Below are 18,926 nucleotides of genomic sequence, written 5' to 3'. Positions count from 1 at the left end.
TTGTCCTTTGCGTTGGTTCCGCAGGATGGCATGGGCGTTACGCCGCGCGATCGAGCATGGTCAGCAGGCCGCGTGCCGCCGCGACGCGCGAAGCCGCATCCGGCAGTTCCAGCTTCACGCGCAACTTGTCCGGGCCTTCCATCTGGTAGTGCTTGGGCTGGCCCTGGATCAACCGGATCACTGCCATCGGGTCGACTGTAGGCCGTTCGACAAATTGCAGGCGCCCGCCCTTGTCGCCGAGATCGAGCTTGCGGATGCCCAGCGCGGTGGATTGCAGCTTCAGCTCGGCCACGGTGAAAAGGTGCTTCGCCGGATCCGGGAGCAGGCCGAAGCGATCGATCATCTCCACCTGCAGCTCGCGCAGTTCCTCAACATCGCGCGCACCGCTGATGCGCTTGTACAGGGTCAGGCGCGTGTGCACGTCGGGAAGATAGTCGTCGGGGATCAGCGCGGGCACGTGCAGTTCGACTTCGGCGCCGCGCGCGTCGTGGGCATCGAGGCCGGGCAGCTTGCCCTGCTTGATGGAGCGCACCGCACGTTCCAGCAGTTCGGTATAGAGGCTGAAGCCGACCTCCGCCATCTGCCCGCTCTGGTCCTCGCCCAGCAGTTCGCCGGCGCCGCGGATCTCGAGGTCGTGCGTGGCGAGGGTGAAACCCGCGCCCAGTTCGTCCATCGCCGCGATCGCTTCCAGACGCTTCTTGGCATCGGCGGTGATCGAGCGCTGGTCCGGCACGACGAGATAGGCGTAGGCACGGTGGTGCGAACGGCCGACGCGGCCGCGCAGCTGGTGCAACTGGGCCAGGCCGAACTTGTCGGCGCGGTTCATGATGATGGTGTTGGCGTTGGGGATGTCGATGCCCGACTCGATGATGGTCGAGGCCAGCAGCACGTTGAAGCGCTGCTTGTGGAAGTCGAGCATCACCCGTTCCAGCTCGCGCTCGGGCATCTGGCCGTGGGCCACGCCGATGCGCGCCTCGGGAACGAGTTCCTCCAGCTGCTTCTGCATGCGGCCGATGCTCTCGACGTCGTTGTGCAGGAAGTACACCTGGCCGCCACGCGAGAGCTCGCGCTGGAAGGCCTCGCGCAGCTGGGCGTCGTCCCACGGCACGACGAAGGTCTGCACCGCCAGGCGATGCGCGGGCGGGGTGGCGATGATCGACAGATCGCGCAATCCCGCCATTGCCATGTTGAGCGTGCGCGGGATGGGGGTCGCGGTGAGTGTCACCAGGTGCACGTTCGCGCGCAGCGCCTTCAGCGCCTCCTTCTGGCGCACGCCGAAGCGCTGCTCCTCGTCGACGATCACCAGGCCAAGGTCCTTGAAGCGCACGTCGCCCTGCAGGAGCCGGTGGGTGCCGACGATCACGTCGATCTTGCCCTCGGCGACCTTGGCCAGTTCGGCTTCGATCTCCTTCTTGGTCTTGAAGCGCGACAGCACTTCCACGCGCAGCGGCCAGTCGGCGAAGCGGTCGCGGAAGTTGCGGTAGTGCTGCTCGGCCAGCAGCGTGGTCGGCACCAGCACCGCCACCTGCTTGCCGGCCGCGGCGCTGACGAAGGCGGCGCGCACGGCGACCTCGGTCTTGCCGAAGCCGACGTCGCCGCACACGACGCGATCCATCGGCTGCGAACTGGCGAGGTCGCGGATGACGGCTTCGATCGCGGCGTGCTGGTCGGGCGTTTCCTCGAACGGGAACGCCGCCGCGAACGGCTCGTACATCGCGCGGTCGATGTCGATCGCGAGGCCCGCGCGCGCGCGCCGCTTGGCCTGGATTTCCAGCAGTTCGGCGGCGACGTCGCGGACCTTCTCCGCTGCTTTGCGCTTGGCCTTGGTCCAGGCCTCGCCGCCGAGCGAATGCAGCGGCGCGGTTTCCGCCGAGGCGCCGGAATAGCGGCTGATCAGGTGCAGCTGCGCGACCGGCACGTACAGGCGGTCGCCCTTGGCGTATTCGATCTCGAGGTATTCGCCGGGCATGCCGCCGGCTTCGAGGGTGATGAGTCCTCGATAACGACCAACACCATGGTCCTCGTGCACGATCGGCGCGCCTTCGGACAGTTCGCCGAGGTCGCGGATGATCGCTTCGGGCTCGCGGCCGGCACGCTTGCGGCGGCGCGGCTGCGCGGCGCGTTCGGGGAACAGCTGGCGCTCGGTGAGGAGCGCGAGCGCGGGTTGGCTGAGTGCGAAGCCGTCTTCCAGCGGTGCGACCGCGATCGCGAAGCGTTCGTTGTTCGCCGCGAAGGTGGTCCAGTCCGGCACGACCGCCGGCTGCAGCTGCGCCGCCTGCAACAGCTCCAGCAGCGCCTCGCGCCGTCCCGGTGAATCCGCGGCGATCAGCACTCGGCCCGGATAGGTGTGCAGGAACGATTTCAGCGCTTCCGCCGGCTGGGCGTCCTTCGCCGCGATCGGCAGTGCCGGCGCCGGCAGGTCGCCGAGCGCCACGGCCCGGTCCCGTTGCGGGTGCGTCTCGCCGCAGACTTCGACGCGATCGCCCTGGTTGAACTGTTCCCGCAGCGCGTCCGGTGACAGGTACAGCTCGTTGGGCGGCAGCAGCGGGCGTTCGAGGTCGTGGCGGCGCTGCTCGTAGCGCTCGGCGGTCTGCTTCCAGAATTGTTCGGCCGCTTCCAGCGCGCCGTCGCCGATCACCGGCAACGCATCCGCGCCGAGGTAGTCGAACAGCGTCGAGGTCTGCTGGAAGAACAGCGGCAGGTAGTACTCGATGCCGGCGGGAGCGAGGCCCGCCTTGAGGTCCTGGTAGAGCGCGCTGCGGCGGGTGTCGACATCGAAGCGGTCGCGCAGCGCGTCCAGCGCGTGCTTGAGCGAAGCCTCGTCGAGCGGCAGTTCGCGGCCCGGCAGCAGGTGCACCGAGTCGATCTTCTCGAGCGAACGCTGCGATTCCGGGTCGAACACGCGGATGGTGTCGATCTCGTCGTCGAGCAGTTCGACCCGGAACGGCGAATCCGCGCCCATCGGGTACACGTCGAGGAGGCCGCCGCGCACGGCGAAGTCGCCGGGGTCGAGCACCTGCGGCACGTTGCGGTAGCCCGCGCCTTCCAGGCGGCGTTTCTCGGCATCCAGATCGAGGCGCTGGCCGACACGCACGTCGAAGCTGCCACCGACGACGTGCCTGAGCGGTGCCAGCCGCTGCAGCAGCGTCTGCACCGGCACCACGACTATCCCGCGCTTCAGCGCCGGCAGCCGATGCAGCGCGGCCAGTCGCTGGGAGACGATGTCCGGATGCGGGCTGAACTGGTCGTAGGGCAGGGTTTCCCAGTCCGGGAACGGCAACACCGGCAGCGACGCGTCGCTGCCCACCAGCGTGCGCAGGTCGGATTCGAGCTGGTTGGCGCTCTGGTTGTCGCGCGCGATCGCCAGCACCGGCCCCGCGTGCGCCATCGCCGCCGCGGCGATGTGGAACGCGAGCGCGGACGGCGACGCTGGCGCGCGCCACCAGGCGCGCTGCTGGCCGGCCTTGGGCAGGGGCGGGGAGGGAAAGCGGGGAAGGATGGATTCGTTCATGGACGCTGCGCAAAACGACGACAGCGCCGGACGCAGTCGATGCGTCCAGCGCGGGGCAAGGGGGCGCGCAGTTTAGCGCGGGGCTCCAGCCGGGGCGTTATCGGCGCGTGGCCCGATCGGGAGCGGTCAGCGGCACCGCTATTCCGCCGTCACCGGGTCGATGACCGATATCACCTCGGAAACGCGATCGGCTGGGAAACCACCCCGGCGCGCGTGTTCGCGGATGAGGTCCTCGCTGGGCGCGATGTACACGCAATACACCTTGTCGCCGGTGACATAGCTGTAGTCCCAATGCACCTGCGGGCCGAGCTGGTCGAGGACGAAGCAGGCTTTCTGGGAAATGGCGCGCAGCTCGCCGGCAGACAGGGTGCCGACACCGGGAATGTCGCGTTCGATCACGTAGCGGGGCATGGCATCACCTGCGGACGCGTTGGTCAGGCGCGTGGTGCGGGCCCCCCTCCACGCGCAATCTCCCTCAAGCAGGTTCAACGCCCCTGGTGGGCGTGGACGGACGACCACTGGTCGGACGGCAGCCGGGTGCTGCTGCGCGGCTTCAACTCCAGCGTTACCCGCACCAGTCCTGACGATTCCTGGCGGAATTCGCGCTCGAAGCCGAGCGACTGTGCCAGCGACAGCATCGGCGCATTGTTTTCCAGTACGTCGCCGTAGAGCCGGGTCAGCTTCTTGCCCTTGGCCCACTTCACCAGGCGCGTCATCAGGTAGCGCCCCAGGCCCATGTGCTTGATGTAGCGGCTCACCAGGATCGCGAACTCGGCATCTCGGCCGTTCTGGTCCATCGACACCCGCGCCACCGCACCGATCAGCGCTTCGCCCGGGGGCAGCGGCTCGGCCACCACCAGTGCGAATTCGGTGCGCGGATTGACGTGGGTGAGGCGCTCGGCGGCTTCCGGCGAGAGTTCCTTCATCGCGTGCAGGAAGCGCTGGCGGATCTCGTCGGGTTCGAGCAGGCCGAAGCCGGCGCGCAGCGGCTCCCCGTCCTCCGGGCGGATAGGGCGGATCAGCACCTGCCGTCCATTCGACAGCGTCAGCCGTTCATGCCAGGGCGGGAGGCGCTCGCGCGGGGGAGAAGCTCCTGTCATGGGGCCAATATTGGCACACTGATTGTTTAGAACTTCATCACACGATTGGGTGGTTTACAGATGGACGAAAGTGCGTTGCGCAGGCTCGCGGCCTGGCCCGGCGTCGAGGCCGGGATCAAGTGGGAGGACGACCTGGTCTTCACCGTGGCCGGCAAGATGTTCTGCGTGACGTGCCTGCGCGGACCGCACAAGGGCTCGATCAGCTTCAAGGTGGAGGACGAGCGCTTCCTCGAGTTCACCGGCCGCCCGGGCTTCATCCCGGCGCCGTACATGGCCCGCGCGCACTGGGTGCAGATCGCCACGGCGAAGTCGCTGCCAGCCGCCGAACTGCGCGAACTCATCCGTCGCAGCTACGAACTGGTGCGCGCCCGGCTGCCAAAGAAGACCCAGCGGGAGCTCGCCGACTGAGGCCGCGCGGGCCCGGGGTCGCCGGGTATTCCAGGGTGCAGGCGGAGGCTCCGTCGGCCCGCCCTGGCCCATTGTCGGGTTCCTGCCCCTGGCGGGCCGTCCGGGTCGCCGGCGTGCCTGGCGCCGTGGTGGCCGCCGATGCCTGGCGGGAGTGACGGCACGGCGTTCACCCTCTCGCGGCCGTGATCGCGGCCGTGCTGGTGGCGATGATCGCGGCGATGGTCCACGCGTGGCCCGATGCGCTGGGCGCTGGTCATTCGATCGACTGCGTAGCCGCGGCAGGAATCACCGATGCCATCGCGCGGTCGCTGGTCCGCATCGCCGCGCGGGTCGGGCCGGCATCGTCGCGATGCTAGAATTCGCCGGCTTTTCCGCGGATCGCATTGGCAACCGCACGCACACAAGGAACAGATGCATGGCCGGTGGTGGTGATTCGACCCGAGCGATCTTCTTCGCGCTCGGTGCCAACTTCGCGATCGCCGTGGCGAAGGGCGTAGCGGCGTTCTTCACCGGTTCCAGCGCGATGCTGGCCGAGACCGTGCATTCGTTCGCGGACTGCGGCAACCAGCTGCTGCTCCTGCTCGGGCTGCGCCAGGCCAAGCAGCCGCCGTCGCCCGACTACCCGCTCGGCTACGGCAAGGAAATCTATTTCTGGTCCTTCCTGGTCGCGCTGATGCTCTTCAGCGTCGGTGGCGTGTTCTCGCTGTTCGAGGGCATCCACAAGCTGCAGCATCCCGAACCGATCAAGCACTGGTATTGGGCCGTGGGCGTGCTCACGTTCGGCATCGTCGCCGAAGCCACGTCGATGCGCGCCTGCATGCAGGAGGTCAACAAGGCACGCGGCTCCCGCACGTTGTGGCAGTGGTTCCGCCAGAGCCGCCAGGCCGAACTGGTGGTGATCTTCGGCGAGGACCTGGCGGCGCTGCTCGGCCTCGTATTCGCGCTGGCGGCCGTGGTCATGTCGGTGGTCACCGGCAATCCGCTGTGGGACGCCATCGGCACGGTCGCCATTGGCGCGCTGCTGGTGGTCGTCGCGGTGTTCGTGGCGATCGAGGTGAAGGCCATGCTGATCGGCCAGAGCGTGGACCCGGTACGCGAGCAGGAAATGCGCGGCTTCCTGGCGGCGCGCGAGGAAGTGGACCGCGTCATCAGCCTGATCACGCTGCAGCTCGGCAACGAGGTGATGGTCGCGGTGCAGGCGGAGATGCGCGACACCCAGGCGACCACGCACCAGCTCGCCGAAGAGATCAACCGGATCGAGCGCGCGTTCAAGGCGCAGTTCCCGGAAGTGCGCTGGAGCTTCTTCGAGCCCGACCTGAAGCCGCAGCCGGCACGCTGATCCCACCCGCCCGGCGCGTCCCGCCCGTCAGGCCGCCGTCTTGAGCCACTCCACGCGCGCCTGCGCCTGGCGTTCACCCAACACCTTTGCCAGCGCCTGCAGCGACGGGCGCAGCTTCGCATCGAGCTGGAAGGGCGCGTTGAGCACCAGCAGGCCACTGCCGTTCATGTTCAGTGGCGAGTCGTCGGGCCTTACCAGCAGTTCCGCCACCAGCGCCGATTTCGCCGGCATAGCCGCCGCACGCCGATAGAACGGCTGCAGTGCGCGGCGCAGTTTGATCGGGTACCAGAGCGCATAGCAGCCCTGCGGCCAACGGCCCAGGGCGTCGCGCAGCGCGGAGATCGCGGTGTCGAACTCCTCCAACTGCGCTTCGTAGGGCGGATCTATCAGGACCAGTCCGCGGCCGAACCTGGTCTCGCCCAGGCGCGGCGGCAGCAGCGCCTTCATCGCCGCATAGCCGTCGCGTTCGTGCACGGCCACGCGCGGATCGCGGCCGAAGTTGCTGCGCAGCTGCGCCGCTTCCTCCGGGTGCAGTTCACAGGCGGCGACGCGATCGTCCTCGCGCAGGGCATGCGCCAGCAGCCACGGCGAGCCCGGGTACGCCATGCGGCCATGCTCGTTGCGGCAGGCACGCACGGCCTGGAGGTAGCGGTTGATGAGCGGGTCGGACGGCGCTTCCGCCATCAGCCGGCCGATGCCGCCCTCGGCTTCGCCAGTGCGCTGCGCGGAATTGCTGTCGAGCGCGTACAACCCGCGCCCGGCATGGGTATCCAGCGCGAACAGCGGGGCCGGCTTGGCGGTGAGGGCGTCGCAGATCGCCAGCATGGCGACATGCTTGAGCACGTCGGCATGGTTGCCGGCGTGGAAGGCGTGGCGGTAATTCATGGCGCTAGGGTAGCGCGATGGCCGCCGCGCCGTGCTCTATTCTTGGGGCACCGCCGCCTTCCGCCGCCCGCATGCCGCGCATCCTGCTTGTCGAAGACGAACCCGCCATCGCGCAGACCGTGCTGTATGCGCTGCGCACGGAGGGGTTCGAGGCGCGGCATTGCCTCACCGGCGGCGAAGCGATGCGCGCCGTGCGCGAACAGGGTTTCGACCTGGCGCTGCTGGACGTGGGCCTGCCCGACATCGGCGGGTTCGCGTTATGCCGCGAACTGCGCAGGCAGCGCGACCTGCCGGTGATCTTCCTCACCGCGCACGATGCCGAGGTCGAACGCATCCTCGGCCTGGAAATCGGCGCCGACGACTACGTCACCAAGCCTTTCTCGCCGCGCGAACTGGTCGCGCGCGTGCGCGTGGTGCTGCGGCGTGGGCATGGTGGCAATGCCTTCGGCGCCAGCGCGCACGGTTTCGAACACGACGCCGAAGGACACCGCATCCGCTACCAGGGCCGCCTGCTCGACCTCACCCGCTACGAGTACGGCCTGCTGGCGGCGCTGCTGCAGCGGCCGGGCGCCGTGCTCTCCCGTGCGCAGCTGATGGACCGCGTCTGGGGGGACGCGCTGGACAGCGGCGACCGCACCATCGACACCCATATCAAGACCCTGCGCGCCAAGCTGCGCACGGTGGCGCCTGAAGCGGACCCGATCCGCACGCATCGCGGCCTGGGTTACTCGCTGGAATCGGCGTGAGCCGCGCGACATGAAAATCGGCCTGCGCATCTTCCTGGGTTACTTCCTGATCGTCGCGCTGGCGGCGTTCCTGCTGATGCGCGTGTTCGTGGCCGAAGTGAAGCCCGGCGTGCGCCAGGCCATGGAGGACACGCTGGTCGACACCGCCAACGTGCTGGCGGAACTGGCCACGGCCGATTTCCTCGACGGCCATATCAACGATGGCGAGTTCGCCCGGCGGGTGCGTGCCCTGCGCGAGCGCAGGGTCGATGCGGAGATCTGGGGCCGGCGCAAGCACGGCACGAGCTACCGCGTCTACGTGACCGATGCGCGCGGCATCGTCGTGTTCGATAGCGACGGACGCGATCTCGGCAAGGACTACTCGCGCTGGAACGACGTGTACCTCACCCTGCGCGGCGGCTACGGTGCGCGTTCGACGCCGAGCGACCCGAAGGATGAAACCTCCTCGGTGATGCACGTGGCCGCGCCGCTGCACGATGCCAGCGGTCGCATCGTGGGCGTGCTGACCGTGGGCAAGCCCAACCGCGCCATCGCACCGGTGATCGCGCGCAGCCAGGCGGTGGTGTTGCGCTGGGGCCTTGCGCTGCTGGGAGCGGCGCTGCTGATCGGACTGGTCGCGGCATGGTGGCTGTCGCGACAGCTCGGTGGCCTGCGCCGCTACGCGCATGCGGTCACCGCCGGTGAGCGCGCGACGCTGCCCAAGGCGGCGGGCGAGTTCGATGAGCTCGGCCGTGCCCTGGAAACCATGCGCGATCGCCTCGAAGGCAAGCAGTACGTCGAGCAGTACGTGCACACGCTGACCCACGAGATGAAAAGCCCCCTCGCGGCCATCCGCGGCAGCGCCGAGCTGCTGGAGGAATCCGGCGAACATGCCATGGCGGAGGCAGACCGCACGCGCTTCGCCACCAGCATCCGCCTGCAGAGCGACCGGCTGGCGCAGATGATCGACAAGCTGCTCGCGCTCGCCGGCGTGGAGCACCGGCAACGGCTGGAGAGCCCGGAGGCGCTCGACGTGCCCACGCTGGTCCGCTCGGCGGCCGAGCAGTGCGCGATGCGGCTGGCGCGCAGCCACCTCGTGCTCGACGTGGACATGCCGCACGACCTGCCACCGTTGCGCGGTGACGCCTTCCTGCTGCGCCAGGCGCTGGTCAACCTGGTCGAAAACGCCGCGGATTTTTCGCCGGAAGGTGGCCACATCACGTTGCGCGCGCGCAGTGATGCCGCCGCGATCCGCTTCGACGTCATCGACGAAGGACCGGGCATTCCCGATTACGCGATGCCGCGCGTGTTCGAGCGCTTCTATTCGCTGGCACGCCCGCAGGGCGGCAGCCGCAGCAGCGGCCTCGGGCTGTGTTTCGTCGCCGAGGTCGCCACGCTGCATGGTGGACAGGCCATGCTCGCCAACCGTGTCCCCCAGGGGGCGCAGGCGAGCCTGTCGATCCCGCTGTAGCCGCGGCGCGACTTCACTCCCGCTTCACCAATCCTCCATCGTCCGCGCACCGGCGCCGCCGAACCTGTGGCCATCGCCCGTAGGCAGGAGGAAACCATGCGTCTGTTATTGAAACTGATGTTCGTGTTCGGCATGACCGTCGCGATCATGATCCCGTTGATGCTCATCCGCGGCACGATCAGTGAGCGCCAGTACTACCGCACCCAGGCCATCGCGAACATCGCGCGTAGTTCCGCCGGGGCGCAGGCGTTTTCCGGACCGGTACTGGTGGTGCCCTACGTCGAGACCGTCGAAGTCGAGGAGAAGAACGACAAGGGCGAGGTCATCCGCAAGGTGAAGCGCGATGGGGCCTCGGGTCACTGGACCTTCTTCCCGGATCGCCTGGACGTGCAGGGCAGGCTCATCCCCAACACGCGCCGGCTCGGCCTGCACGAGGTCCGCGTGTACGAACTGCAGGCGCTGGCCGTGGCCGGATTCAACGTGCGCATACCCGCGGACGAGAATCCGCGGCTGCCGCGCAGGATCGGTCAGCCCTGGTTGAGCTACGGCATCGCCGATGTGCGCGGCCTGGCGGGGACGCCGCAGCTGCGTGTGGACGGTCGCGACGTGGCGCTCGTGGAAGGCTTCGGCAGCCGCGAAGGTGGCGGCGTGCATGTGCGCCTGGCCGTGCCCACGGCAGGTGCCCAGCTGCAGGTCGATACGCGCCTCGACTTCAAGCTGGCAGGCACCGAATCCTTGGCGCTGGTGCCCCTGGCGCGCAGCAATGTGTTCAAGCTCGACTCGGCATGGCCGCACCCGCGCTTCGGCGGCGACTTCCTGCCGCGCCAGCCCAGCGTCAGCAGCAAGGGCTTCACCGCGCAGTGGGAAGTCTCGTCGCTGGCATCGAGCGCGCAGGCGCAATTCCAGGCGGGCAAGACGTTGCCGTCCATGGATACCGGCCGTAGTGACGCACGCGGAGAAGGCGATGGTGCTCCGGCGTTCGATACCAGCGGCATCGACGCGGTGGGCGTCGCGCTGGTCGACCCGGTCAACGTCTATTCGCAGGCGGACCGGGCGAGCAAATACGGGTTGCTGTTCGTGGTGCTGACCTTCGTCGGCTTCTTCATGTTCGAGCTGATCAAGCAGCTGCCGATCCACCCCGTGCAATACGGGCTCGTGGGCCTGTCGCTGGCGATCTTCTTCCTGCTGCTGGTGAGCCTGAGCGAACACATCCCGTTCCCCTGGGCCTACCTGGCCGCCAGCGCCGCCTGCATCGGATTGCTCGGCTTCTACCTCAGCGCGGTGCTGCGCAGTGTCGGGCGCGGCCTGGGTTTCGCGGCGATGCTCGCGATGCTGTACGCCGCGCTCTATGGGCTGCTGGTGTCGGAAGACAACGCGCTGGTCCTGGGCTCGGCCCTGCTGTTCGTCATCCTCGCCGCGATCATGGTGATCACGCGCAAGGTGGACTGGTATGAGCTCAGCAAGGGTCGGCCGCTGGCGGCTTCGATCTGATCTGGCCGAAATACCGATGGCGGGGCGCGGCGACAAGCCGCGCCCTCGCGGGTCTAGGCAAACAGCGACACGCCCGGGACCAGCCATAGCGACAGGCTGGCCAGTGCCACGCCGATAGCGGTCGCCGCCAGTACGTCGCTCGGATAGTGCAGGCCCAGCACCACGCGCGATGCCGCCACGCTGGCGGTGAACGGAATCAGCAGCCATGCCAGCATCGGATAGTGGGCGAGGGCGACCACGGTGAACGCCACCGCGTGCAGCGTGTGCCCCGAGGGAAATGAAAATTCGTCCAGTGGGGCCACCCATGCACGGATGCGCGCATCGCTGGCGAACGGACGTGGGCGTCGCGTCCAGCGCTTGAGCAGCTTGTACAGCGTCAATGCGATCAGGCCGGTAGCAGCCAAATGTGCGGATGCCGCCAGTCCCTGCAGGCCATCGGCGACGATCAGTGCGCTCATCAGCAGGTACCAGAACAGGCCGTCGCCGAGGCGGCTGATCGTGGCGAAATAGACCCGCGAGCCGTTCGCTTCGCCCAGCCGGTTGGCGCGCAGGCACCAACCCGATTCGTTGGCGAACAAGCGCCTGGGCAGCGTCGTTTTCATGCAATCTCCCCGTCGGCCTGCGGTTTGGATGCCAGGAGCCGGGCTTGCGCCGCCCGGTCCGCGAGTTCCTGCAGCAGTGCGTCGAAGTCGGCGGCGACCTGTTCCGGCCGCAGCCCGCGGACGGCGTCGCGGCCGGCCCGGCCCATCGCCGCGCGCAGCACCCGGTCGGCACCGATGCGCACGACGGCGCGCACGAAGCCGTCGTCATCACCGTTGGCAATGGCCGCGCCATGCACGTCATTGCGCAGGTGTTCGCGCGCGGCGCCGTAGTCGAAGGCCACCGTCGGCACGCCGCTGGCCATCGCTTCCAGGGTGACGTTGCCAAACGTCTCGCTGTGGCTCGGGAACACGAACACGTCGCCGCTGGCGAAATGCTCCGCCAGCCGCTCGTCGCGCTGGATGCCGCAGAAGATGAAGTCGGGATTGTCCTGTTGCAGCTTCGCGCGCGCCGGGCCGTCGCCGACCCAGACGAAGCGCGCATCCGGATGGGTCTTCTTCAGTTCGCGGAAGGCGCGGACGGCGAGGTCGAGATTCTTCTCCGGGGCGATCCGGCCCACATGGATCGCGACCAGCCCGTCGTCGCCCACGCCCCACTGCGCGCGCAACGAGCGGTCGCGACGCTCGGGATCGAACAGGTTCGTGTCGACCGCGCGCGGCAGCAGCACCACGTCCTCGAAGCCGCTGTCCTGCAGGAACCGCTGGAGTTCGCGCGTCGGCACCAGCGTCGCATCGGCGCCGTTGTGGAAGCGGCGCATCCAGCGCAGTGCGGTCTGCGCCAGGAACGCGACACCGTAATCGCGCATGTATTCGTCGAAGCGGGTGTGGAAACCGGTCGAGGCCGGAATGCCCAGGCGCCGCGCCGCGCGCAATGCCGACCATCCCAGCGGGCCTTCCGTGGCCACGTAGATGGCATCCGGCCGCGATATCCGCCATTGCGCGATCAGCTTGCGTGTCGAGGGCAAGCCGAACCGCAGGCCCGGATAGCGTGGCAGTGGCGCACCCCGGACGATGAACTCGTGTTCGGCCCCCGGTGTGTCGGCGCTTTCTGTTGCCTGGCGCGGACGCACCAGGGTGACCTCATGTCCGCGCCCGCGCAGGCCCTGTTCGAGGCCATGCACGGTGAGCGCGACGCCGTTGATTTCCGGCGGATAGGTCTCGGTGACGATGGCGTAACGCATGCGCAACTCCCGGTTTTGGGGAGGTTGCGCGTGGCGCGTGTAATGGCCGTTTCAGGCGTGTGACCGCGCCGTGACGCGGCCAGCGGCTCGGCGTCAGACCGCGGCGCGTGCCTGCGTGCTGGTCAGTTGCGGCCAACGCTTCAGCACGGACGCGCGGATGCCATCGGCATCCAGGCCGGCTTCGGCCAGCAGCTGCTCGCGGCTGGCGTGGTGCTGGAATTCATCGGGCAGGCCCAGGTGCAGTACCGGCAGGGCGATGCCTTCTGCCGCAAGCAGCTCGGCCACGCCCGAACCCGCGCCACCGGCGACGACGTTGTCTTCGAGCGTCACGAAGCCGTCATGGGTCCGCGCCAGCTGCAGTACGAGCTCACGGTCCAGCGGCTTCACGAAGCGCATGTTGGCGACGGTGAGGTCGAGTTCCTCGCCGACCTTTTCCGCGGCGGGAACGATTGCACCGAAGGCGAGCAGCGCCAGGCGCGAACCGCGGCGCCGCATCTCGCCCTTGCCGATCGGCAGGGTATCCAGCGTCGGCTGGATCACGGCGCCGGGACCGGTGCCGCGCGGATAGCGCACGGCGGCCGGACCTTGGTGGCGGTGTCCGGTAGTGAGCATCTGCCGGCATTCGTTCTCGTCGCTCGGCGCCATCACCACCATGTTCGGTACGCAACGCAGGTAGGAGAGATCGAGGTTGCCTGCGTGCGTCGCACCATCCGGGCCGACCACGCCGCCGCGGTCGATGGCGAACAGCACGTCGAGGTTCTGGATGGCGACGTCGTGCACCAGCTGATCGTAGCCGCGCTGCAGGAAGGTGGAGTAGATCGCGACCACGGGCTTGGCCCCTTCGCAGGCCATGCCGGCGGCGAGCGTCACCGCGTGCTGTTCGGCAATGGCGACGTCGAAGTAGCGTTCCGGATACTCCTTGCTGAAACGCACCAGCCCCGAGCCCTCGCGCATGGCGGGCGTGATGCCCATCAGCTGCGGATCGGCGGCCGCCATGTCGCACAGCCACTCGCCGAAGACATCGGTGTAGGTCGGCTTCTTCGCGCCGGGCTTGGCGACGAGACCCTTCGACGGATCGAACGGGCCGACGGCGTGATAGCCGATCTGGTCGCCTTCGGCGAGCTCGTAGCCCTTGCCCTTGGTGGTGATGATGTGGAGCAGCTGCGGGCCCTTGAGGGTCCTGAGCGTCTTCATCGCGGCGAGCAGGGCATTGATGTCGTGGCCGTCGATGGGGCCGGTGTAGTGGAAGCCCATCTCCTCGAACAGCGTGGACGGCACGAACATGCCCTTCCAGTGCTCTTCCCAGCGCCTGACGAATTTGGCCGCGGGCTTGTGCTTGTCGCCGAGCAGCTTCTTGCCGCCCTCGCGGATGGCGTTGAGGGTGCGGCTGCCGGTGAGTCGGCCGAGCATCTTGGTCAGGCCACCGACGTTCTCCGAGATCGACATCTGGTTGTCGTTGAGGACCACCAGCAGGTTCGGTTCCGGTTCCATGCCGCCGGCATGCATCAGCGCCTCGAAGGCCATGCCGGCGGTCATCGCGCCGTCGCCGATCACCGCCACCACCTTGCGATCGTCACCGGCGCGCTGGAGCGCGGTTGCCATGCCAAGCGCGGCGGAGATCGAAGTCGAGGAGTGCCCGACGCCGAAGGTGTCGTATTCGGATTCCTCGCGCTTCGGGAACGGCGCGACGCCGTCCTTCTGCTTGACCGTGTGGATGGTGTCGCGGCGGCCGGTGAGGATCTTGTGCGGGTAGCACTGGTGGCCGACGTCCCAGACCAGGCGGTCGACCGGCGTGTCGTAGAGGAAGTGCAGGGCGACGGTGAGTTCGATCACGCCGAGGCCGGCGCCGAAGTGACCGCCGACCATCGCGACCTGTTCGATCAGGTAGGCGCGCAGTTCATCGGCCACTGCACACAGTTCCTCTTCCGGGAACTGGCGCAGGTCGGCGGGAACCTGGATGCGGGAAAGACGGGGATAGCGCTGCGGATCGATCATGCGGGGGACGCAGGGGCTCAACGGCACGACAAGTCGGTCATTGTCCCGCCGGGTCCGTATGGGGGCAAGCAATCCGGTGTCGCGCCGTCACCTCGGGTGCAGCCAGGCACGCGTGGCCACCGGGCCACAGGCAAAAAAGGGCGGCCAGGGGCCGCCCTTTTCAAACCGTCCTTCCAATCAGCGTCCGCGCAGGCGTCCGAACAGGCCGCCCGACTTCTGCGACTCGGGCTCGGGCTCGGGATCGCGGTACGGCTCGGCATAACCCGTGGCGAGGTTCGCGTTGACGAAATCGGCGACTTCCGCGGCCGGCACGCCGCAGGCGGCGCTGACTTCGTCCAGCGTGGCTGGGCCCTTCATCATCGCGGTGGCGATGCGGAAGTGCTTGGGGAACTCGCGTTCGGTCTGGGGCCATTTCAGCAGGCGATAGCGCGCGCCGGGATCGAAACCGGGCATCAGCTGGCCCTTGCCGGCCTGCAGCGCGCAGAACCAGAGCAGGCGGGAAAGGGGTTGGGCCTGGCCGTGCATGGTGCTTTCGCTGTTCCAGGCGGCGGCATCCACCGCGGTGAAATCGCCGGCCTGCAGGATCGATTCGGCGTGCGACACCAGCGGCTTGAGCGTCGCCGGGCCGAAGTACTCGTGCTTGTCGAGATCCAGCAGTACGCCGGTGCCGCCCCGCTGCAGGCGGACGCGGCCGTTCAGCTGACCCGGTGCCAGCCAGTCGATCAGGGTGCGATCGCGCGGCGGGGCGACCGGGGCGGGGGCCGGAGCGGGCGTCGCGGGCGCGGTCGCGCTGGGCGCAGGCGGCACTGCGCTCGGGGCCTCCACGGGCCGTGCTGGTGGAGCGGCCGGCGTCTCCAGGGTCGCGCTGACGGCCGCGGAAGGACGCTGGTCCGGCGCCGCCGCTTCCTCGCTGACCGGCTTGGCCAGTTCTTCCGGCAACTGGTGTTGCGGTGCCGGGGCCGGGGTGATCCCGTGCGGCGCCGCGCCGTCGCTGGGGGCGATCTGCTGCAGCAGCTCCGCCACGGCTTCGGCATCGAAGGGCTTGCCCAGGCGGAAATCGGTCTGCGAACGCGCCGCCGAGGTCAACCCGATCACGACCTTGCCCGCACCGTGCAGCCGCAGCCAGCTCATCGGCCCATACATGCTGTCCATGTCGACGACGACGTGGGTCGCGTCCTGTTCGGACACCAGCGGCCATCGGCCGCCCAGGCGCATGCTTGCTTCGGCGAAGGCGGACTTCAGGGCGGTTTCGGTGTTGGCGTCCATGCCGGTGAGGCCGAAAGTCGGGAGCATGACCAGTCCGTTTTGATTGGATATGACAAGACGTTGAGTGTTGCGCGGCGGCATGGGGCCGGTCAACGCGCGGGAAACGTCAGCTTGTGACGCGCCCGGGTCAGGTGCGACCGCGATCACGTGGACCCGTGCGTGGGATCTCGAGCGTGGGATCTCGTGCGCAGGATCCCGCCGGGGCGGGTGGACGGTTACTGCACCGCGAGTTGAGGGCGCGTGCGCTTGGGCAGTTGCGCCTTCAGGAACGCCATCTGGTCGGCGAGGATGTTGCGGTTGCTGAGGATCAGGTGCTCGACCCAGCTCGGCCGGTAGGGCACCGCCAGCAACGGCATTCCCGCCTGTTGCGGCGTGCGGTTGCCCTTGCGCGAATTGCAGTGGAAGCAGGCCGCGACGACGTTTTCCCACACGTCGCGTCCGCCCTTGGATACGGGCAGCACGTGGTCGCGGGTAAGGTGCGGCCGGCTGAAGTCGTGGCCGCAGTAGAGGCACAGATAGGCGTCGCGCGCGAACAGGGCGGCGTTGGTCAATGCCGGCGTCGGATCGAGTGCGTGCGCGCGTGCATGGCCACGCGCGGCGACGATGGGATGCAGTTCGAGCAGGCTCTGCATGCCTGTCATGCGACAGGTGCCGCCGTGCACCTGCAGGCAGGGATCACCGAGGGTCCATGCCACCGCGCCGCGCGCATACAGGCAGGCGGCGTCCTGCCAACTCATCCAGTCGAGTACGCGGCCGTGCGCATCCAGAGAAAGCAAACGGACCGCATTGAGGCGGTCCGTAGAGGGTCTGGCTGAAAACTCAGGCGTCGAGTGAAGGACCGGGTCGCGCTGGAGTATCTCAGCGGGATCACCGGTGCGGACCAGCCTCAGGTTGGCTCTGTCGGTCTCCATCGGGACACCAGCTTATACGCCATTGTTTACTTTTTGTGTACCGGCCCCCGACAAATCCAGGCGTGCGGAGACTCCGGGCCGCGCCCGCGGCCGGAAATGGCAAACAACGGATGTTTGCCGACCGGGATGGCCGCATCAGGCAGCGACTGAAATGAACAAGGGCCAGGATGCGATGGGTTCACGCATCAAAGGCCGCTTCATCCAGCGCGGTGAGCGTGCTTGCAGCGCTGCCTACTGCCGCTGCATGGGCCAGCGTGCGCGGCAGGATGCGGGCGAAGTAGAAGCGCGCCGTTTCCAGCTTGGCCTGCTTGAACGCGTCCGAATGCCGCGATGCGGCCGCTGCGGCGGCACTGCGCGCCCACCAGTAGGCGAGAACGACATAACCCGAATACATCAGGTAGTCGTAGGACGCGGCCCCGACTTCCTCCGGGTTGGCCTTCGCGCGCTGTCCGACCTGCAGCGTGAGTTGCTGCCACTGCGCGGCCTTCTCGCGCAGCGGGCCGATGAATTCGGCGACGCCTTCATTGCCGGACTGCGCGTCACAGAACTGCGTGATCATGCCGAGGAAGATCTTCAGGCCCGCACCCTGCAGCTGCATGACCTTGCGGCCGAGCAGGTCCAGCGCCTGGATGCCGGTGGTGCCTTCGTACAGGGTGGTGATGCGGGCATCGCGCGCGAGTTGTTCCATGCCGTGTTCGGCAATGTAGCCATGGCCGCCGAAGCATTGCAGCGCCTGGTAGGTGCATTCGATGCCCCATTCGGTCAGGCAGGCTTTCACGATCGGGGTGAGGAATCCGACCAGCGCATCGGCCTGCTCGCGTTCCTCCTGCGTCGGCGCGTGTTCGGAAACATCGACCTGCAGTCCGGCGTGGTAACTCATTGCGCGGCCGCCTTCGACCAGCGCCTTGCAGGTGAGCAGCATGCGCCGCACGTCGGGCTGGACGATGATCGGATCGGCCGGCTTGTCCGGGAACTTCACGCCGGACAGCGAGCGGCCCTGCAAGCGCTCGCGCGAATAGCGCAGCGCGTTCTGCCAGGCGCGGTCCGACAGTCCCAGGCCCTGCACGCCGACGCCGAGGCGCGCCGTGTTCATCATGGTGAACATCGCCACCAGGCCCTTGTTCGGCTGGCCGATCAGGTAGCCCTGCGCACCGTCGAAATTCAGCACGCATGTCGCCGAACCGTGGATGCCCATCTTGTGTTCGATGCTGCCGCAACGCACCGCATTGGCGTCGCCCTGCGTGCCATCACGCGCGACCTTGAACTTGGGCACGATGAAGAGCGAGATGCCCTTGCTGCCGGCGGGCGCATCGGGAAGTTTCGMCAGGACCAGGTGCACGATGTTGTCCGTCATGTCGTGCTCGCCGGCGGTGATGAAGATCTTGGTGCCGGTGATGGAATGACTGCCGTCCGCGTTGGGCGTGGCGCGGGTCTTGAGCAGGCCCAGGTCGGTGCCGCAGTGCGGTTCGGTCAGGCACATCGTGCCGGTCCACGTGCCGTCGACCAGCGGCTTGAGGAAGACCTCGCGCTGCCAGTCCTCGCCATGGTGGAGCAGGGCATCGGTGGCGCCGTGCGACAGCAGCGGGAAATTGCCCCATGCGAGGTTCGCCGCGTCGATCATTTCCTTCAGCGGCACGCCCGCGGTGTAGGGCAGGCCCTGGCCGCCGAATTCCACCGGCGATACCAACCCGGTCCAACCCCCTTCGACGAACTGCGCGTAGGCCTGCTTGAACCCGGGCGGCGTGGTGACCGCGCCGGTGTCCTTGTCGAACCTGCAGCCGATGCGGTCTCCGGTTTCGTTGAGCGGTGCGAGCACGGTTTCGGTGAAGCGCGCAGCCTCATCGAACACGGCGTCGAGCACGTCGCGGGTCGCGTCGGTCTGGCCGAGGCGTGCGAACTCCTGCTCCGCGCCAAGCACGTCGTACAGCACGAATCGCATGTCGTTGAGTGGCGCTTTATAGGTGCTCATGGGTGGGCCGTGATTCGCATGGGTGGGAATGGGGAGTCGGGACCGGGCGCACGTCGCGCAGGGCAACCGGAGTCT

Annotated in this window: 15 protein-coding genes and 1 pseudogene; 6 read left to right on the top strand and 10 right to left on the bottom strand. The window is 68.0% G+C overall.

What is annotated here, in order from left to right; genetic code table 11:
- Positions 1–37: 37 nt before the first annotated feature.
- From mfd to ACXJJ9_RS14975, 3 genes are all read right to left on the bottom strand, one after another.
- Positions 38–3,511: a transcription-repair coupling factor gene (gene mfd, locus ACXJJ9_RS14985; protein WP_457097931.1), complete on the bottom strand. Its 3,474-nt coding sequence runs from the start codon at positions 3,509–3,511 to the stop codon at positions 38–40.
- Between the two features lie 138 nt (positions 3,512–3,649).
- Positions 3,650–3,922 carry a DUF4242 domain-containing protein gene (locus tag ACXJJ9_RS14980; protein ID WP_310053580.1) on the bottom strand — a complete coding sequence of 91 codons (273 nt, stop codon included), beginning with the start codon at positions 3,920–3,922 and terminating at the stop codon, positions 3,650–3,652.
- Positions 3,923–3,996: 74 nt separating this feature from the next.
- The gene (locus tag ACXJJ9_RS14975; RefSeq protein WP_457097930.1) at positions 3,997–4,611 is read right to left on the bottom strand and encodes an N-acetyltransferase family protein; all 615 of its coding nucleotides are present in this window, start codon (positions 4,609–4,611) and stop codon (positions 3,997–3,999) included.
- 60 nt (positions 4,612–4,671) lie between these two features.
- Between ACXJJ9_RS14975 and ACXJJ9_RS14970 the strand changes: the two genes are divergently transcribed.
- The 3 genes from ACXJJ9_RS14970 to ACXJJ9_RS14960 all read left to right on the top strand — a co-directional run bounded on the left by ACXJJ9_RS14970 (position 4,672) and on the right by ACXJJ9_RS14960 (position 6,358).
- Positions 4,672–5,019 (top strand): MmcQ/YjbR family DNA-binding protein, encoded by a 348-nt coding sequence (locus ACXJJ9_RS14970; protein WP_457097929.1) that lies wholly within the window; start codon positions 4,672–4,674, stop codon positions 5,017–5,019.
- A 182-nt stretch (positions 5,020–5,201) separates the two neighbouring features.
- Positions 5,202–5,375, top strand: a complete 174-nt coding sequence (locus ACXJJ9_RS14965; RefSeq protein ID WP_457097928.1) for a hypothetical protein — start codon at positions 5,202–5,204, stop codon at positions 5,373–5,375.
- Positions 5,376–5,434: 59 nt separating this feature from the next.
- The gene (locus ACXJJ9_RS14960) at positions 5,435–6,358 is read left to right on the top strand and encodes a cation diffusion facilitator family transporter (protein ID WP_457097927.1); all 924 of its coding nucleotides are present in this window, start codon (positions 5,435–5,437) and stop codon (positions 6,356–6,358) included.
- Between the two features lie 27 nt (positions 6,359–6,385).
- Here the strand turns inward: ACXJJ9_RS14960 and ACXJJ9_RS14955 are convergent, their stop codons facing one another.
- Positions 6,386–7,243: a 23S rRNA (adenine(2030)-N(6))-methyltransferase RlmJ gene (locus ACXJJ9_RS14955; protein WP_457097926.1), complete on the bottom strand. Its 858-nt coding sequence runs from the start codon at positions 7,241–7,243 to the stop codon at positions 6,386–6,388.
- 71 nt (positions 7,244–7,314) lie between these two features.
- Between ACXJJ9_RS14955 and creB the strand changes: the two genes are divergently transcribed.
- The 3 genes from creB to creD all read left to right on the top strand — a co-directional run bounded on the left by creB (position 7,315) and on the right by creD (position 10,930).
- On the top strand, positions 7,315–7,989 hold the full coding sequence (gene creB / locus ACXJJ9_RS14950; RefSeq protein WP_457097925.1) for a two-component system response regulator CreB: 675 nt from the start codon (positions 7,315–7,317) through the stop codon (positions 7,987–7,989).
- A 10-nt stretch (positions 7,990–7,999) separates the two neighbouring features.
- Positions 8,000–9,439 (top strand): two-component system sensor histidine kinase CreC, encoded by a 1,440-nt coding sequence (gene creC, locus ACXJJ9_RS14945; protein WP_457097924.1) that lies wholly within the window; start codon positions 8,000–8,002, stop codon positions 9,437–9,439.
- A 96-nt stretch (positions 9,440–9,535) separates the two neighbouring features.
- A complete protein-coding gene (gene creD / locus ACXJJ9_RS14940; protein ID WP_457097923.1) occupies positions 9,536–10,930 on the top strand; it encodes a cell envelope integrity protein CreD in 1,395 nt (464 codons plus the stop codon).
- Between the two features lie 53 nt (positions 10,931–10,983).
- Here creD and ACXJJ9_RS14935 read toward each other — a convergent pair whose 3' ends face one another.
- The 6 genes and pseudogenes from ACXJJ9_RS14935 to ACXJJ9_RS14910 form a co-directional block, all read right to left on the bottom strand.
- Positions 10,984–11,532: a phosphatase PAP2 family protein gene (locus ACXJJ9_RS14935; RefSeq protein ID WP_457097922.1), complete on the bottom strand. Its 549-nt coding sequence runs from the start codon at positions 11,530–11,532 to the stop codon at positions 10,984–10,986.
- Complete coding sequence (locus ACXJJ9_RS14930) at positions 11,529–12,710, bottom strand: glycosyltransferase family 4 protein (RefSeq protein WP_457097921.1); 1,182 nt, start codon at positions 12,708–12,710, stop codon at positions 11,529–11,531. Before ACXJJ9_RS14930 ends, ACXJJ9_RS14935 begins: the two co-directional genes overlap by 4 nt.
- A 93-nt stretch (positions 12,711–12,803) precedes the next feature.
- The gene (dxs, locus tag ACXJJ9_RS14925; RefSeq protein ID WP_457097920.1) at positions 12,804–14,705 is read right to left on the bottom strand and encodes a 1-deoxy-D-xylulose-5-phosphate synthase; all 1,902 of its coding nucleotides are present in this window, start codon (positions 14,703–14,705) and stop codon (positions 12,804–12,806) included.
- Positions 14,706–14,882: 177 nt separating this feature from the next.
- On the bottom strand, positions 14,883–15,998 hold the full coding sequence (locus tag ACXJJ9_RS14920) for a hypothetical protein (protein WP_457097919.1): 1,116 nt from the start codon (positions 15,996–15,998) through the stop codon (positions 14,883–14,885).
- A gap of 188 nt (positions 15,999–16,186) precedes the next feature.
- A pseudogene (locus tag ACXJJ9_RS14915) lies at positions 16,187–16,762 on the bottom strand (HNH endonuclease); the annotation flags it as partial.
- A gap of 298 nt (positions 16,763–17,060) precedes the next feature.
- A complete protein-coding gene (locus ACXJJ9_RS14910) occupies positions 17,061–18,851 on the bottom strand; it encodes an acyl-CoA dehydrogenase C-terminal domain-containing protein (RefSeq protein ID WP_457097918.1) in 1,791 nt (596 codons plus the stop codon).
- Positions 18,852–18,926 lie beyond the last annotated feature (75 nt).

It is taken from the genome of Lysobacter sp. P5_B9 (assembly GCF_054049835.1).
The sequence above is the reverse complement of the archived record's forward strand: the minus strand, read 5'-3'. Positions and strand labels throughout refer to the sequence as shown.

Coding starts and splice junctions, on each gene's coding strand:
- mfd (WP_457097931.1), bottom strand. CDS start 3,511: ATGAACGAATCCATCCTTCCCCGCTTTCCCTCCCCGCCCCTGCCCAAG.
- ACXJJ9_RS14980 (WP_310053580.1), bottom strand. CDS start 3,922: ATGCCCCGCTACGTGATCGAACGCGACATTCCCGGTGTCGGCACCCTG.
- ACXJJ9_RS14975 (WP_457097930.1), bottom strand. CDS start 4,611: ATGACAGGAGCTTCTCCCCCGCGCGAGCGCCTCCCGCCCTGGCATGAA.
- ACXJJ9_RS14970 (WP_457097929.1), top strand. CDS start 4,672: ATGGACGAAAGTGCGTTGCGCAGGCTCGCGGCCTGGCCCGGCGTCGAG.
- ACXJJ9_RS14960 (WP_457097927.1), top strand. CDS start 5,435: ATGGCCGGTGGTGGTGATTCGACCCGAGCGATCTTCTTCGCGCTCGGT.
- ACXJJ9_RS14955 (WP_457097926.1), bottom strand. CDS start 7,243: ATGAATTACCGCCACGCCTTCCACGCCGGCAACCATGCCGACGTGCTC.
- creB (WP_457097925.1), top strand. CDS start 7,315: ATGCCGCGCATCCTGCTTGTCGAAGACGAACCCGCCATCGCGCAGACC.
- creC (WP_457097924.1), top strand. CDS start 8,000: ATGAAAATCGGCCTGCGCATCTTCCTGGGTTACTTCCTGATCGTCGCG.
- creD (WP_457097923.1), top strand. CDS start 9,536: ATGCGTCTGTTATTGAAACTGATGTTCGTGTTCGGCATGACCGTCGCG.
- ACXJJ9_RS14935 (WP_457097922.1), bottom strand. CDS start 11,532: ATGAAAACGACGCTGCCCAGGCGCTTGTTCGCCAACGAATCGGGTTGG.
- ACXJJ9_RS14930 (WP_457097921.1), bottom strand. CDS start 12,710: ATGCGTTACGCCATCGTCACCGAGACCTATCCGCCGGAAATCAACGGC.
- dxs (WP_457097920.1), bottom strand. CDS start 14,705: ATGATCGATCCGCAGCGCTATCCCCGTCTTTCCCGCATCCAGGTTCCC.
- ACXJJ9_RS14920 (WP_457097919.1), bottom strand. CDS start 15,998: ATGCTCCCGACTTTCGGCCTCACCGGCATGGACGCCAACACCGAAACC.